The organism is Clostridium sp. (assembly GCF_018372875.1).
GTDB lineage: Bacteria > Bacillota > Clostridia > Clostridiales > Clostridiaceae > Clostridium.
On record NZ_JAHAIF010000003.1, the window covers coordinates 40,663 to 54,772 of the forward strand.

Annotated in this window: 15 protein-coding genes; 11 read left to right on the forward strand and 4 right to left on the reverse strand. The window is 30.4% G+C overall.

Features of this window, described 5'->3' with window-relative positions; genetic code table 11:
- Position 1: 1 nt before the first annotated feature.
- The 9 genes from KIB46_RS01925 (at position 2) to scpB (ending at position 8,766) form a co-directional block, all read left to right on the forward strand.
- Positions 2 to 916: a hypothetical protein gene (locus KIB46_RS01925; protein ID WP_291670421.1), complete on the forward strand. Its 915-nt coding sequence runs from the start codon at positions 2 to 4 to the stop codon at positions 914 to 916.
- A 116-nt stretch (positions 917 to 1,032) separates the two neighbouring features.
- Entirely contained in the window at positions 1,033 to 1,566 is a 534-nt protein-coding gene (locus tag KIB46_RS01930; protein WP_291670423.1) for an NUDIX hydrolase, read from the forward strand.
- A gap of 272 nt (positions 1,567 to 1,838) precedes the next feature.
- A complete protein-coding gene (gene spoIIM / locus KIB46_RS01935) occupies positions 1,839 to 2,471 on the forward strand; it encodes a stage II sporulation protein M (RefSeq protein WP_156561243.1) in 633 nt (210 codons plus the stop codon).
- 85 nt (positions 2,472 to 2,556) lie between these two features.
- Positions 2,557 to 3,435, forward strand: a complete 879-nt coding sequence (locus KIB46_RS01940) for a tyrosine-type recombinase/integrase (protein WP_156561244.1) — start codon at positions 2,557 to 2,559, stop codon at positions 3,433 to 3,435.
- A 53-nt stretch (positions 3,436 to 3,488) separates the two neighbouring features.
- Positions 3,489 to 4,658 carry a phosphopentomutase gene (locus KIB46_RS01945; RefSeq protein ID WP_156561245.1) on the forward strand — a complete coding sequence of 390 codons (1,170 nt, stop codon included), beginning with the start codon at positions 3,489 to 3,491 and terminating at the stop codon, positions 4,656 to 4,658.
- Positions 4,659 to 4,678: 20 nt separating this feature from the next.
- Positions 4,679 to 5,983 (forward strand): pyrimidine-nucleoside phosphorylase, encoded by a 1,305-nt coding sequence (locus tag KIB46_RS01950; RefSeq protein ID WP_291670429.1) that lies wholly within the window; start codon positions 4,679 to 4,681, stop codon positions 5,981 to 5,983.
- 132 nt (positions 5,984 to 6,115) lie between these two features.
- Positions 6,116 to 7,297, forward strand: coding sequence for a D-alanyl-D-alanine carboxypeptidase family protein (locus tag KIB46_RS01955; RefSeq protein WP_291670431.1), 1,182 nt, complete (start codon positions 6,116 to 6,118; stop codon positions 7,295 to 7,297).
- 118 nt (positions 7,298 to 7,415) lie between these two features.
- A complete protein-coding gene (locus tag KIB46_RS01960; protein ID WP_156561248.1) occupies positions 7,416 to 8,165 on the forward strand; it encodes a segregation/condensation protein A in 750 nt (249 codons plus the stop codon).
- On the forward strand, positions 8,146 to 8,766 hold the full coding sequence (gene scpB / locus KIB46_RS01965) for an SMC-Scp complex subunit ScpB (RefSeq protein ID WP_153246639.1): 621 nt from the start codon (positions 8,146 to 8,148) through the stop codon (positions 8,764 to 8,766). The genes KIB46_RS01960 and scpB overlap by 20 nt, the downstream gene beginning before the upstream one ends.
- Positions 8,767 to 8,829: 63 nt before the next feature.
- On the opposite strand, the gene ytfJ is transcribed toward scpB, so the two are convergent.
- Together ytfJ and KIB46_RS01975 are read right to left on the reverse strand one after the other, a co-directional pair.
- On the reverse strand, positions 8,830 to 9,315 hold the full coding sequence (gene ytfJ / locus KIB46_RS01970) for a GerW family sporulation protein (protein WP_291670433.1): 486 nt from the start codon (positions 9,313 to 9,315) through the stop codon (positions 8,830 to 8,832).
- A complete protein-coding gene (locus KIB46_RS01975; protein WP_291670435.1) occupies positions 9,308 to 9,871 on the reverse strand; it encodes a DUF2953 domain-containing protein in 564 nt (187 codons plus the stop codon). Before KIB46_RS01975 ends, ytfJ begins: the two co-directional genes overlap by 8 nt.
- A 140-nt stretch (positions 9,872 to 10,011) precedes the next feature.
- Between KIB46_RS01975 and KIB46_RS01980 the strand changes: the two genes are divergently transcribed.
- The gene (locus KIB46_RS01980; protein WP_156561251.1) at positions 10,012 to 10,872 is read left to right on the forward strand and encodes a D-alanyl-D-alanine carboxypeptidase family protein; all 861 of its coding nucleotides are present in this window, start codon (positions 10,012 to 10,014) and stop codon (positions 10,870 to 10,872) included.
- Positions 10,873 to 10,944: 72 nt separating this feature from the next.
- Complete coding sequence (gene deoC, locus KIB46_RS01985) at positions 10,945 to 11,610, forward strand: deoxyribose-phosphate aldolase (protein ID WP_156561252.1); 666 nt, start codon at positions 10,945 to 10,947, stop codon at positions 11,608 to 11,610.
- Between the two features lie 43 nt (positions 11,611 to 11,653).
- On the opposite strand, the gene KIB46_RS01990 is transcribed toward deoC, so the two are convergent.
- Together KIB46_RS01990 and KIB46_RS01995 are read right to left on the reverse strand one after the other, a co-directional pair.
- On the reverse strand, positions 11,654 to 12,931 hold the full coding sequence (locus tag KIB46_RS01990; RefSeq protein WP_291670438.1) for an FAD-dependent oxidoreductase: 1,278 nt from the start codon (positions 12,929 to 12,931) through the stop codon (positions 11,654 to 11,656).
- Complete coding sequence (locus KIB46_RS01995; protein WP_291670440.1) at positions 12,928 to 13,920, reverse strand: sulfide/dihydroorotate dehydrogenase-like FAD/NAD-binding protein; 993 nt, start codon at positions 13,918 to 13,920, stop codon at positions 12,928 to 12,930. The genes KIB46_RS01990 and KIB46_RS01995 overlap by 4 nt, the downstream gene beginning before the upstream one ends.
- Positions 13,921 to 14,110: the final 190 nt, after the last annotated feature.

Consider the following 14,110-nt stretch of genomic DNA (forward strand, 5'->3'; position numbering starts at 1 on the left):
TATGAAAAACATAAAAAAGGTAGTTGGACTTTTTATGTTGGCTGCTATGATGATAGTTATGCCATATAAAACAATTTCTGCATTAGTGGAAACAAACATAAAAAGAGTAGAAGAAAAAGCAAATACTGTAGAGATATCCCTTGATAAAATAAATTATGAAGTTAAATCTTTTAGCCTTAGTTTAAAGATAGAAGGAGATGTAACTCTTGATACTTTAACATGGAGTGATACTTTAAATGATAAAAGTGTAGTTAAGAATTATAAGTATGATAGTGTAGAGAACGTAGTGGATATCTATGTTACTTCAAGCAAAAACTTAGTTGAATACAGTAATCTTAAAGTAGCATCTATTAAGGTTAAAGGGGAAATGGATACTAACTATAATATAAATGGTAAGGGTAAATTTAAATTTATCTATTCTGATAAAAATAAAGAAGGTGAAATGGATAATTTACCATCAAACAGTAATGAAGAGTTTAAATTCATTAAGAAAGTTGATGTACCAGATAATGATAATAACTCAGGACAAGATGGAGAAAAACCAGATAATGATAATAATTTAGGTCAAGATGGACAAAATCCGGATAATGACAATAATTCAGGTCAAAATGGAGAAAAACCAGATAATGATAATAATTTAGGCCAAGACGGACAAAATCCAGGTACTGATAATAATCTAGGACAAGATGAAGAAAATAAAGACAATGATTATAATCAGGATAATGAGAATAGCTCTACTGATAATAATGAAGAGTCTAATGAGTCTTTAGAAAATAATGATTCAAACAATAAGGAAGATGCATCATCTAATGAAGTAGAAACAAATGATAATTTATTAAAAAATATTTTTATTGTGTTAATAGTACTTTCAGGTGGAGTTATCTTAATATATAATTTCAAAAAGAGAAAAGCTTAATGTAAAAGGGTAGCCGTAGGAATTATGGCTACTCTTTATATTTAGAAAGCTGGATAGCTAACATATAATTAAGTATAATAGAAATAAGAAACTATATTAGAAAAGGAGAAGATAAAATGGATATTTCAGAAAAGATTTTAAAAGAAGAAGAAAGATATACAGGAAACTTTTTAAAAGTGGCTAATATAGATGTTGAGTTACCTGATGGAAACCTAGCTAGTAGAGATGTTATTAGACATCCAGGAGCATCTGCAATTTTACCTTTAACTGATAATGGGGAAATAATTCTAGTAAAACAGTTTAGAACAGCATTAAATAAAGTAATTATTGAAGTGCCAGCTGGAAAGCTAGAAAAAGGTGAAGAACCTATTGTATGTGCAAAAAGAGAACTAGAAGAAGAGACAGGATATAAAGCAAAGGAATTTAAATACTTAGGAAAGATATGTACAGTACCAGGCTTTTGTGATGAAATAATTCATTTATATCTTGCAACTGGAATATATGAAGGAGTTAAAGGTGGAGATGAAGATGAGTTTACAGAAATCATTAAGGTCTCAATTGAAGAAATGAAAGAAATGGTTAAAAAGGGAGAAATAATAGATACAAAATCAATTAATTGTTTATGTCAGTATATGCTTCAATGTGAATAGTAAACAGGTTAGTGTAAATTTAATTTTTACGCTAACCTGTTTTTGTATTCTTTAGGAAATTATAAAATTTTAATAAGTGTATTATTAAGAGTACCATAATTACTAAAATACTAATATTTATAAATTATTCTCTTGGTGATTCTACAAGAAAATATTGGGGCAAAAGCTTCCTTTAATAGTTATTATATTTACATATTTATGGTTAGGTCTTATGCATAAATTTACTTTTCTAATCATATTATAAGGTATATATACTTTAGGAGGAGTAAGAGATGAAGGGTGCTATGGAAAAAATTAATGAAACTTTTAGAGAAAACAAGATTTACTATTTATTAGTTCTATTGTTCTTTTGTGTAGGAATTGTAATAGGAGTTTATTTAGTAAAGTATATGAACGAAGGAGATAAAAATGATTTAGCAAGTTACTTTACTGTCTTTGTTAATGGTATAGGTGAAAGACCTGTAGATTATGGGGTATTATTGTTTGATATAGTTAAAAAGAACTTTATATTAATAATACCAATAATAGTTCTAGGTTTTACATTCTTTGGAACACCTATAATATTAATATTAGATTTAATAAAAGGATTCACCTTAGGATACACTTTTGGTTTTCTACTTACAACTTTTGAAGGAAGAGGAATTGGACTAGCTTTAGCTGCTACAATTCCACAAAATTTAATCTATATTCCATGTTATATTGCTTTAAGTGTATTTGCATTATCAATGTCTACAGAAAAATTAAGAGAAAAGTTTTCAAAGAAGTCTATTCCTGTAAATATTAATCTAAATGGTATAGGAAGTTATCTTATTGTTTTATTAGGATTATTTGTTTTAGGGGTTATTCTTGAAACTTATGTATGTCCAAGCATAGTTAAATTTGTGGTTACTAAATTCTATTTATAAAAAGAAAGAAACATAGGAAGATAAATGAAGGGAAAAAGATTAATTTGTCGAATATATAATATAAATAATGGTGTAGGAGAGAGCAATGATAGAAATTATAAATAATTATAAAGATTATTTGTTACAAAATGATAAAAGTGAGAACACTGTATATGCTTATGTAACTGATGTAAATCTTTATTCTAAGTACCTAGAAAATAAAGAAATGAATCTGTATACCTCAGATAATGTAGCAATAATGGGTTATATACAACATCTCTTAAACCAAGGTAAATCTGAGCGTTCTATTAATAGAATAGTTATAAGTTTGAGAAGCTTTTATGGCTATTTAAAAAGTAGGTCACTAGTTAATGATATTCCAAAGATAAGTTATAAGAGCAGTAGAACCACAAAGAAATTACCACAAATTTTAACTGTTGAGGAAGTAGATAAAATAATAAGGTCTGTTGATAAAGATGGCCCAAAGGGAATTAGAGATAATGCACTTTTAGAATTAATGTATGCAACAGGGATGAAGGTATCAGAATTGATATCTGTAAATGTTGAAGATGTAAATTTAGATTTATCATTTGTAAAATGTATAGATAATAAGCATTTTGAAAGGCTTATTCCTATAGGAAGAAGTGCTTGTAGGGCAATTGAAGAATATCTTGCAATAAGAGATCAAGTTGCAGATGCAGGAGTAACAAATCTTTTTGTAAATCTTAATGGCCAAAAGTTAACAAGACAAGGCATATGGAGAATAGTAAAAGAGTATTCCCATAGAGCAGGAATTGATAAGGATGTTAATCTTAATACATTTAGACATTCCTTTGCAGTGCACTTACTTCAAAATGGAGCTAATGTTAGGGCAGTGCAAAAGTTACTTGGAAATCAAGTGTTAACTTATATGGATACCTATTATGAAATAATAAATAGTGATAAAATTAATTTAATCTATCGTAATACTCATCCTAGAGCATAATAATTTTATAAAATTTACAAAAGATAAGTATAGAATAGAAAGGAGTTTTACTTATGAAAAGAGTAGTACTTATAGTTTTAGATAGTGTTGGAGTAGGAGAGATGCCTGATGCCCAAATGTATGGAGATAAAGGAAGTCATACTTTAGACCATACTTTTGAAGCTTGCAACGGACTTAATATACCAAACTTAAAGAAGTTAGGTCTTGGTAATATTGAGGGTGTTAAGGCGTTAGGAAAGGAAGAAAGTGTTATTGGTGCCTTTGGAAAGGGTAGTGAGAAATCAATTGGTAAAGATACAGTAACAGGACATTGGGAAATTGGAGGAGTAATTCTTGATAAGCCTCTAAATACTTATCCTGATGGTTTCTCAGATAAAATAATAAATGAGTTTAAGGAAAAAGCAAAGATAGATGGGATTTTAGGTAATAAGGTCGCCTCTGGAACTGCAATTATCGAAGAGCTAGGAGAAGAACATGTAAAGACAGGATATCCAATAATATATACCTCAGCTGATAGTGTATTCCAAATAGCTGCACATGAAGAGGTTATTGGGTTAGATAACCTTTATAAAATGTGTGAAATAGCAAGAGAAATGTTAGTTGGAGAAGATGTTGTTGGTAGAGTAATTGCTAGACCTTTTGTTGGAGAAGTTGGATCATTTAAAAGAACTTCAAACAGAAGAGATTACGCTTTAGATCCATTTGGTAAGACAGCTTTAGAATATATAAAAGAAAATGGGATGAGTGTAGCAGCTGTTGGAAAAATAGAAGATATATATAATGGAAAAGGCGTTACAGAGGCTGTTCACATAAAAAATAACATGGATGGAGTTGATAAGACTCTAGAATACATGGATAAGATTGATAATGGGTTAATATTCACAAATTTAGTGGATTTTGATATGCTTTATGGTCACAGAAATGATCCAAAAGGATATGGAAAAGCCATAGAGGATTTTGATGGCAGACTTAATGAAATATATTCAAAGCTAAGAGATGAAGATATTTTAATTATTACAGCTGACCATGGGTGTGACCCTACAACAGAAAGTACAGATCATTCTAGAGAGTACATACCAATACTTGTATATGGTAAAAAAGTTAAGGGTGGAACTGAATTAGGAATAAGAGATTCCTTCACTGATATAGGAAAAAGTATTTTGCATTACTTAGGAATAGATAATAACTTAGAAGGTAAATCCTTTATAAGTGAGATTATCTAGAGATAGGAGGACTGTGGCATATGAGAATGTACGATGTCATATTGAAAAAAAGAAGAGGAGAAGAACTATCTAAGGAAGAGATAGACTTTTTCATTCAAGGATTTACAAAGGGAGAAATACCTGATTATCAAGCATCAGCCTTGCTTATGTCAATTTTCTTTAATAGTATGAGTAAGAGAGAAACAGCAGACTTTACAATGTCTATGGTTCACTCTGGAGAAACTTTAAACCTAGATAAAATCCAAGGAATTAAAGTTGATAAGCATTCAACAGGCGGAGTTGGTGATACTACTACTATACTTTTAGCACCTATGGTAGCTTCATGTGGAGTGCCAGTTGCAAAAATGAGCGGTAGAGGACTTGGTCATACAGGTGGAACAATTGATAAACTTGAATCATTTAAAGGGTTTTCTGTAGAGCTTTCAGAAGAAAAGTTCATGGAAAATGTAAATGATATAGGAATAGCAGTAATTGGCCAAACAGCTAATTTAGCACCTGCTGATAAGAAACTATATGCTTTAAGAGATGTAACTGCTACAGTTGATAACATGCCTCTTATAGCATCAAGTATAATGAGCAAAAAAATAGCTTCAGGTGCAGATGGAATAGTTCTTGATGTTAAGGTTGGAGATGGAGCATTTATGAAAACTCCAGAGGATGCAAAGGCTTTAGCAGAAGAAATGGTTTCTATAGGTAAAAATGTAGGAAGAAATACAATAGCAGTAATTTCAGATATGGATCAACCATTAGGATATGCTATTGGTAATGCATTAGAAATAAAGGAAGCTATTGATACATTAAAAGGAAATGGTCCTAAAGACTTGCTTGAACTAGCATTAACTTTAGGAAGTAATATGCTTATTTTAGCTAATAAAGTTCAAAGCTTTGAAGAAGGAAAGCAACTTCTTTTAGAAAATATTAAAAATGGTAAAGCTTTAGAAAAGCTAAAGGAATTTGTTAAGGCACAAGGTGGAGATCCAGCTTGCGTTGATAATACAGATATTTTACCTAAGGCTAAATATATTATAGAAGTTAAAGCTAATAAGTCTGGAACAATTTCAAAAATTCATGCTGAAGAAATGGGCTTAACAGCAATGGAGTTAGGTGCAGGAAGAGCAACAAAGGAAAGTGTTATAGATTTAGCTGTAGGGATTGTTTTATGTAAGAAAAGAGGAGAAAAGGTATCTGAAGGAGACATCTTAGCTAGAATATATGCTAACGATGAAAATAAAGGACATAAAGCTGTTGAGAAGATACTTAGGGATATCCAAATTTCTGATGAATATGAAGAAAAGATTCCATTAATATATGATATAATACGTTAATAATAAATAGCTGTCTCATAGATGATTAAAATCACCTGTGTAGACAGTTTTTTTGTTTGAATTTATATAATTCGACAAAGTGTGATATTTTTTTATTACTTGGAAACAATATTCTTGAAGGGAGGAAGATAAATGAGTAAGAAAATAATTAAACAAATCTCTTTATCATTAATGATTATACTATCTATTTTATTATTACCTGCAGGAATATTAACAAGTGCTAAGGAAGAAGAGTCAAAAGGTGGAGGAGTAAATAGTATAGAAGCAAAATCATATTTACTTATGGAACCTATTTCAGGAAAAATTCTATATGAAAACAACATAGATGAAAAGTTTGCTCCAGCTTCTGTAACAAAAATAATGACTATGCTATTAACTATGGAGGCTGTAGATAGTGGCAAAATTAAATTAGATGATAAGGTAACATGTAGCGAAAATGCAAAGAAAATGGGCGGAAGCACAATGTTACTTGATACAGGAGAAGTTAGAACAGTAGAAGAGTTATTAAAAGGTGTAGCAATAGCATCTGGTAATGATGCTGCTGTAGCTTTAGCTGAATACTTAGGTGGCACTGAAGAAGATTTTGTAAACATGATGAACAAAAGATGCCAAGAATTAGGTATGAAAAATACTACATTTAAAAATTGTAATGGACTTCCATGTGAAGGGCATCTTTCAACAGCAAGAGATATAGCATTAATGTCTCGTGAATTATTAAAACATCCAACTATATTAAAATATTCAGGAACTTATATGGAAACAATCTCTGAAGGAAGAAAATCTCCAATTGAATTAGTTAACCATAATAAGCTTGTAAGATTTTTTGAAGGCTGTGATGGATTAAAAACTGGATTTACTAATGAAGCTAAGTATTGTATTTCAGCCACTGCAAAAAGAAGTGGAGTAAGAATGTTAGCTGTAATTATGGGAGCACCTACATATAAAATTAGAAATAGAGATGCAGGAATATTAATGAATTATGGATTCTCTAAATATGAAGGGAAGAAACTTGTATCTAAGGATGAAGATGTAGATAAGGTACAAATGGGTAAACAAACTGATAGATTCTTTATGGCTAAGGCTAAGGATGATTTAGAAGTTGTAGTACCAAAGGGAAATAGCGGTGAATTAGTTAAGAAGGTCGTTATGGACGAAACTAAGGATGAATATAAAGCAGGCGATATAGTAGGTAAATGTGAAGTATACCTTGGAGAAGAAAAGGTAGGAGAAGTTAAGATTTATTGTGATAGAGATGTTAAGAAGGGTGGAATCTTTGATTCTATCAAGTATAATATAAAGAATATATTTAATTAATTTAAAGGTGATAGAGGTGTACTTCTATCACCTTTTTAGCTTGTCTAATTAACTCAAAATTGGTATTATAATAAGGTATGACTAAATGTATGAAATAGAAGAGTAAGGTGGAATTTTAATGGAATTACCTAAGATTAAAGTGGCTGATTTTGAAGGGCCCTTTGACTTATTGCTGCATTTAATAAAAAAGAATAAAATGAATATCTATAATGTTGAGATATATAAGGTTACTAATCAATATCTAAGATATTTAGATGAGATGAAGGAAATGGATCTTGAGATAACTTCTGAATTTATAGTAGTTGCTGCAACTTTAATAGAGATAAAATCTAAGACTCTTCTTCCTAAGCATAAGGTTGAAGAGGAAGATGAAGAAGATATAGAAAAGAAGTTATTAGAAAAGCTTATTATCTATAAAAAGATTAAAGAAGCAACTGAGTTCTTTAAAGGAAAGTATACAAGTTCTGGTAGTATTTATACTAAGAAGCCAGAAGTAATAGAAGAGATTAAAGGACCAGTAGATAATGATGAATTATTAAGAAATGTAACCTTACTTGATTTATATAATATTTATAATAATCTTCTGGAAATATATTTGAATAAACAAAATAAAGGAAATGTAATACAGAAGAAAATATATGTTGATAAATATAAGATAGAAGATAAATTTGATTATCTTTTTGAAAAGTTAAAAGAAAAAAAGATTACAGAGTTTTCAGACCTTATGATGGAATGTGAATGTAAACTTGAATGTGTTGTTACCTTCTTAGCACTTTTAGAACTTATGAAACAAAGAATGGTGAAGGTATATCAAACAGGAAGCTTTGGAGAAATATTAATTGAAAGGAATGAAGAAGAGGTTGAATAAATTTGACATAGGACAATTCGAGTTTAAGGAAGTATCAAGAAAAGATACTCAAAAAGGAATAATTGAAGCAATGCTATTTGTAAGTGGAGAACCTCTATCATTAAGAGATATAGCAATTAACCTTGAAGCTACTCCTAAATATGTAGAAGAGTTATTAGAAGAAATGATTAAGGAATATGATGAAATATCAAGAGGAATAAAGCTTATATCTATAAATGGTGCTTATCAATTAGTTACTAAGGCAGAACATAGCGATTATATACAAAAATTATTAAAGAAGAATAAAAGACAGTCTCTTTCACAGGCTTCATTAGAAAGTCTTGCGATAGTTGCATATAAACAACCTATTACAAGAATAGATATTGATGAAATAAGAGGGGTTAAGTCTGATAGTGCCCTTCAAAAGCTTATAGAGAAGGACTTAATAAAAGAAGTTGGAAGATTAGAGGTTCCAGGTAGACCAATTCTTTATGGTACAACAGAAGAATTCTTAAGACAGTTTGGATTACATGACCTTAAAGAACTTCCATCGCTTGACCTGTATGCTGTAGAAGAAGAGGAAGAACTTGAAGAAGAGATTGTTTTAGATAGTGAAGAATAAATAATTAGGGATATTAGAATTATTAATTGTAATTCTAATATCCCTTTAATATTGAGAGGAGAATTATTGGTTATCTAAATGGATTGATTTATCTGTTGATTCAAAATCATCAGGATATAGGTCTACATCAGGTGTTGTGTTACTAGAAGATTGTTCATTGCAACCTCCAGAATTTTTAAATAAGTCTTTAACCATATCTATAATTTGTGGTACAGTATCAACAATCCTATCATATGTATTATCTTGTTCTACAGGCATTAATCTAACAGCATTATCTTTTACTACTAGGAAAGCTACAGGTTTAACTGATACTCCAGCACCTGAACCACCACCAAATGGGTAGTCACTGTTAGAGTTTACTTTCGTGTTAGCTTCTCCAAATTCAGAACCACCAGATGCAAATCCAAAGGATACTTTAGAAATTGGAATAATACAGCTACCATCTTTAGTTTCAACAACATCACCTATAACAGTATTTACATCAACCATATCTCTTAAGTTTTCCATAGTACTTTTCATTAAAGTTTCTACTGGATGTTCATTATTCATTGTCTTTTACCTCCTTTTTGGGTATTGACCCTTTTGCTATTAAAAATAACATATATATAATTTGAGCTAGTGATAAGAAAATTATACTTTTTATATCAAAATTTACTATAAAGTCATCTTTAAATTGAGGAGTAATAGGAAATTTAAATTTTTTCGATTTAAAAAGTACAGTTATTATTCTAAGTATTAAAGGCATTGTTGCAGAGATAGCTCCATATGATATGGCAGTTTTAGCCGCATCATTTAAGGAGTATGAAAGAGAGCCTTCAAGCCTTAGTGTTGGTTTAAATTTATTCCTATCTAAAGCCTTAAGTATTTTTTTAGGATCAAAAGATCTTGTGAAAAAGAAATTTGAATTCTTTTTCTTTTTAGTTTCATTTACTTTTTTTTCATTGATTTTCTTCTTATTATTTTCTACCCAATTTTCAGTATGATTTTTCAAAATTGTAAACTTATATAATTTAATATAATAATTTTCCTTACTGTAGCAAATATTAACTTTAATAGGAATAGGGAGCAATAAAATAAGAAGGATAATAATTAGAAAAATCTTCATAGTACTCCTCCAAACATATAACATTTATATTATTGCCTATTTAAACCAAAATAAACTTTTTATTTTTTTATGGTAATAGGTTTATTTTTTAGTTATTTAGACAAACTACACTTAGAAAAGAGAATTAGAGGGTGGTTTTGATGAAACTTTATGCGAGAAAATTATCAATATTATTAAGTACAGTATTATTAAGTTCTTTATTCATGCAAGTGAATGTATTTGCATCTCCAAAGGACAACTTTAGAGTAAGTGCAAGAAATGCAATTGCTATGGATAGAGAAAGCAAACAAATTCTATTCAATCAAAATGGATATGAATTAGTACCAATGGCAAGTACAACTAAAATATTAACTGCTTTAATTACCATAGAAAGAGGAAACTTAGATGAAAAGTTTACTGTAAGTAAAAATGCAGCTTCTATAAGAGGCTCTAAGGTTGGGTATAAAGCAGGAGAGGAAATTGCCATAAAAGAATTATTATTTGGATTAATGTATAGGTCAGGTAATGATGCGGCAATTACCTTAGCAGAAGGAATTGGTGGATCAGTTGAAGGCTTTGCAGAAATTATGAATCATTATGCAAAGAGCTTAGGTTTACTTGATTCCCATTTTGAATCTCCTCATGGCTTAGATTCAAGTGGCCACTATTCATCTGCATATGATTTAGCTGTTTTAACTGCAAAGGGTATGGAGTATGATATGTTTAGAGAAGTGGTTGGAACAAAGGAAATAAGAAAAGATACTTATGGCTTTTCAAGAGACTACAATAATATAAATAAAATCCTTTGGAAAATCCCGGGAGCTAATGGAGTTAAGACTGGATATACTGGTCAAGCTGGAAAGTGTCTTGTATCATCGGTTAACCATGATGGAAGAGATATAATTATAGTAGTTTTAAATTGTCCTGATAGATGGAATCAAACTGATAAGATTTATAAGCATATTGCTGAAAAGATGGCATTTCAAAGTGAGAATATGAAGGAGATGGTTATGACAGAATAGGATAAAGTTGGTTTGCTATTATTAGAGTTTTTTGATAATCTAAAAGTGAATAAAAATTAAAGGAGTAATGTTATGGATAAAAAGAAAATTTTAAGCACTGTTGATCATACTTTGTTATCTCAAACAGCTACATGGGAAGATATTAAGAGAATTTGTGATGAAGGGATGAAGTATGAAGTTGCTTCAATTTGTATTCCTCCATCTTATATAAGAGAAGCGAAAAATTATGTAGGAGATAAATTAGCTCTATGTACAGTAATAGGATTTCCTAATGGATATATGACAAAAGCTACAAAAATCTATGAAACAATGGATGCTATTGCAAATGGTGCTGATGAGATAGATATGGTTATTAACTTAGGCCATGTAAAAGATAAGAAGTATGACCTAATTGAGGAAGAAATAAGGGAAATTAAGAAGGCTTGTGGTTCTAAAATACTTAAGGTTATAATTGAAACTTGTTTCTTAACTGAAGAAGAAAAGATTAATATGTGTAAGGTTGTAACAAATGCAGGTGCGGACTTCATTAAAACTTCAACTGGATTTGGAACAGGTGGAGCAACTAGAGAGGACATAGAACTTTTTGTTAAGCATGTTGGTCCAAATGTAAAGATTAAAGCAGCTGGAGGAGTAAGAGACTTAGCTACTACAGAAGATTTTATTAACCTTGGTGTTTCAAGACTTGGAACAAGTTCAATTATAAAGATAATTAACAAAGAAGAAGTAACAGGATATTAATAATAAAGAGCTGTTTTAATTAACAGCTCTTTTACTCATGATTTTAACAAAGTTTTGTATTAAATATATTATCTAAATTAAGTTTAGTTACTTTATTGTTGATTTCTTTTATATTAAGTGTATATAGTCCTAATTCTTGCATTCTCTTAAAGTAGCCAGCACCTGCAAAAGTATATCTTACCTTTCTTCCATCTCTAGTTTTAGATTGTTCATTTTCATATGAAATTATATCTCCAATGGCAATTGAACTTGGAAGAATAAGAAGTGGCAATCCAAGGGCCAGTCTTACTGCATTGTGACCAGCTAGAGTTCCTGTGCATATAGCCTCGGTATGTCCAACGAAAAGACCACTTTTTTCTCCAGCGCAGAATAAATTATCCACTCCTTGAACCTTCATATCATTAGTTCTAGGAGCAACAGATAGATATCTCATTGAGTTACCTTTACTACCTGCATATGGATCTACATACTTAGCATGTTCTAGTCCAGGTATCTTTCTTAATTTTTCTAAAGGATAATAAGTTGTCATTAATTTTGCATGTCCTGTGTCTAGAAGTACTACATTTTCAGCAAATTCTTTCAAGGCGTATTGTTGGCAAACCTTTGTATCTAATTTACCGTAGTTAACATCTTCAGTAGGAACCTTTAAAACAATAACACCTTTTTCAGTTAATTCCTTATTAATTTCATCGGATAGACTTTCTTTTGCTAATTTACAAGAACCTGACATAGCACCTAAAGCGTCTTCGGCTCTTTCTCCTTGAATATCAGGAACACCACATCTTTCACTTATTGAAATTCTAGGTCCAAATGAAGGACATCTTAAAATACACATTGAGCATCCATTTCCATATCTTAAGCAGTTTCCCATAGGGCCTGTAGTTCCTGTTGTTTCAATAAAAATATCCCCATCCACAAAGCTATCATCAGCTAAGTATAAACCTTTTATCTTATGTCCATCAAATTCAACATCTCTAACCCTTTTCTCCATGTGAATTATTATTCCTAAAGATTTAATATGGTCTCTTACAGCACCTTCTATCCTGTTAACGTCATAAAGGCTTGCATGTTTATGTCCTGGAAAATCTATGCCTTTATGTCTTGAGTTTGCATCAGTAATATTAATTAAATCTCCACCACCTAAAGCAATTAGTTCTTCAGATGCAGTATATCTTCCATTGTTTCTCATTATGCCGCCAACATTTCCAAGTCCAAGCAATAAATCTGTTTTTTCATATATATGAACTTCTGCTCCAGCTTTTTTTGCACTAATAGCAGCTGCACATCCTGCCCAGCCACCGCCAATAATGATAATCTTCATATAAACCTTCTCCCCTCAAAAATATTTCTTGGATCTGATTGCAATTTACAGAACCTCTTAACTCTATGTCCTGAAAATCTAGCAGTACAAGCACCACAGATTCCTTCACCACAACACATTTTAAAATTATTACAGCATGAAAGTGTAATATCAGTTCTTTCAAGTTCATCTAAATATTCAATTACTGAATAAGTTAAAATATCTGCACCTGCTAAGTGAATATGACTTATATTCTTATCTTGGATAGATTGGGAAATAATAAATTTACCTTCATCTGATAATTTACCTTTGTTAAGTAAGCTAGTTTCCTTAGGAAAGATATTAAACTTATCTAAATATTTGCTTGCAAAAATATTCTTGAAAGGAGCCTTATCAATAAAAACGTCAACTTCATTATTTGAGGTTACAAGCTTTCTTATGACAGGCATCATTGGAGCCATTCCAATACCCCTTGCTAAAACTAAGCAACTTTGTTTTTTCTGTTTTGAGATATTATCAAAACCAAAAACTCCATTCCAATAAGGACCTCTAATTACTATTTCTTGTCCAACTTTTGTTTCTTTTATTTTCTTTGTTTTAATTCCTCTGACTTCAATTACAATTGTAATAATATCTGTTTCTACATCAGATTCCATAATGGATATTGGAACATCGAAGAAATTATTCTCATCTGTCCTAATAAAAATATAGCTACCAGGTTTAACTAGATATATTGCTAGTTTATGAGGTGCTATAAATTTAATCATAATTACTCCTTCATCTATTTCTTCTGCAAATGTCACTTCACAATTGTATGTTTTTCTTCCTTCTTTAGCCTTCATTCCATTATTAAAAAGTTCTTGATAAACACAGACACCTTTCCAATTTACACAATCACAAAAGCATTCGCCTTGAAGTTGTGAACACATAATACATTCTCCTGATTCTGCCAGATGACAAGGACAATATTCAGTGCCACAATCTATACAGTCCATTCTTTCTTTTATCATTAAGCACTCCTTTTATAAAGAAAATTACTTCTTATACTAAGGTATTTTCTGTGGAATATTTTGTTACACTGTTAATGTTTAATTCATAAAAGTAGAACAAAGTTAATTTTTTTAGTGAGTATATTTTTGTGGAGGAGAGGAGAAGGAGAGATATCTTGAAAGTATGTACTTTTCTCCAAAAGATATTACA

Excerpts from the sequence above, each read along its gene's own strand:
- KIB46_RS01925 (WP_291670421.1), top strand. The coding sequence starts at position 2 with ATGAAAAACATAAAAAAGGTAGTTGGACTTTTTATGTTGGCTGCTATG.
- KIB46_RS01930 (WP_291670423.1), top strand. The coding sequence starts at position 1,033 with ATGGATATTTCAGAAAAGATTTTAAAAGAAGAAGAAAGATATACAGGA.
- spoIIM (WP_156561243.1), top strand. The coding sequence starts at position 1,839 with ATGAAGGGTGCTATGGAAAAAATTAATGAAACTTTTAGAGAAAACAAG.
- KIB46_RS01940 (WP_156561244.1), top strand. The coding sequence starts at position 2,557 with ATGATAGAAATTATAAATAATTATAAAGATTATTTGTTACAAAATGAT.
- KIB46_RS01945 (WP_156561245.1), top strand. The coding sequence starts at position 3,489 with ATGAAAAGAGTAGTACTTATAGTTTTAGATAGTGTTGGAGTAGGAGAG.
- KIB46_RS01950 (WP_291670429.1), top strand. The coding sequence starts at position 4,679 with ATGAGAATGTACGATGTCATATTGAAAAAAAGAAGAGGAGAAGAACTA.
- KIB46_RS01955 (WP_291670431.1), top strand. The coding sequence starts at position 6,116 with ATGAGTAAGAAAATAATTAAACAAATCTCTTTATCATTAATGATTATA.
- KIB46_RS01960 (WP_156561248.1), top strand. The coding sequence starts at position 7,416 with ATGGAATTACCTAAGATTAAAGTGGCTGATTTTGAAGGGCCCTTTGAC.
- scpB (WP_153246639.1), top strand. The coding sequence starts at position 8,146 with ATGAAGAAGAGGTTGAATAAATTTGACATAGGACAATTCGAGTTTAAG.
- ytfJ (WP_291670433.1), bottom strand. The coding sequence starts at position 9,315 with ATGAATAATGAACATCCAGTAGAAACTTTAATGAAAAGTACTATGGAA.
- KIB46_RS01975 (WP_291670435.1), bottom strand. The coding sequence starts at position 9,871 with ATGAAGATTTTTCTAATTATTATCCTTCTTATTTTATTGCTCCCTATT.
- KIB46_RS01980 (WP_156561251.1), top strand. The coding sequence starts at position 10,012 with ATGAAACTTTATGCGAGAAAATTATCAATATTATTAAGTACAGTATTA.
- deoC (WP_156561252.1), top strand. The coding sequence starts at position 10,945 with ATGGATAAAAAGAAAATTTTAAGCACTGTTGATCATACTTTGTTATCT.
- KIB46_RS01990 (WP_291670438.1), bottom strand. The coding sequence starts at position 12,931 with ATGAAGATTATCATTATTGGCGGTGGCTGGGCAGGATGTGCAGCTGCT.
- KIB46_RS01995 (WP_291670440.1), bottom strand. The coding sequence starts at position 13,920 with ATGATAAAAGAAAGAATGGACTGTATAGATTGTGGCACTGAATATTGT.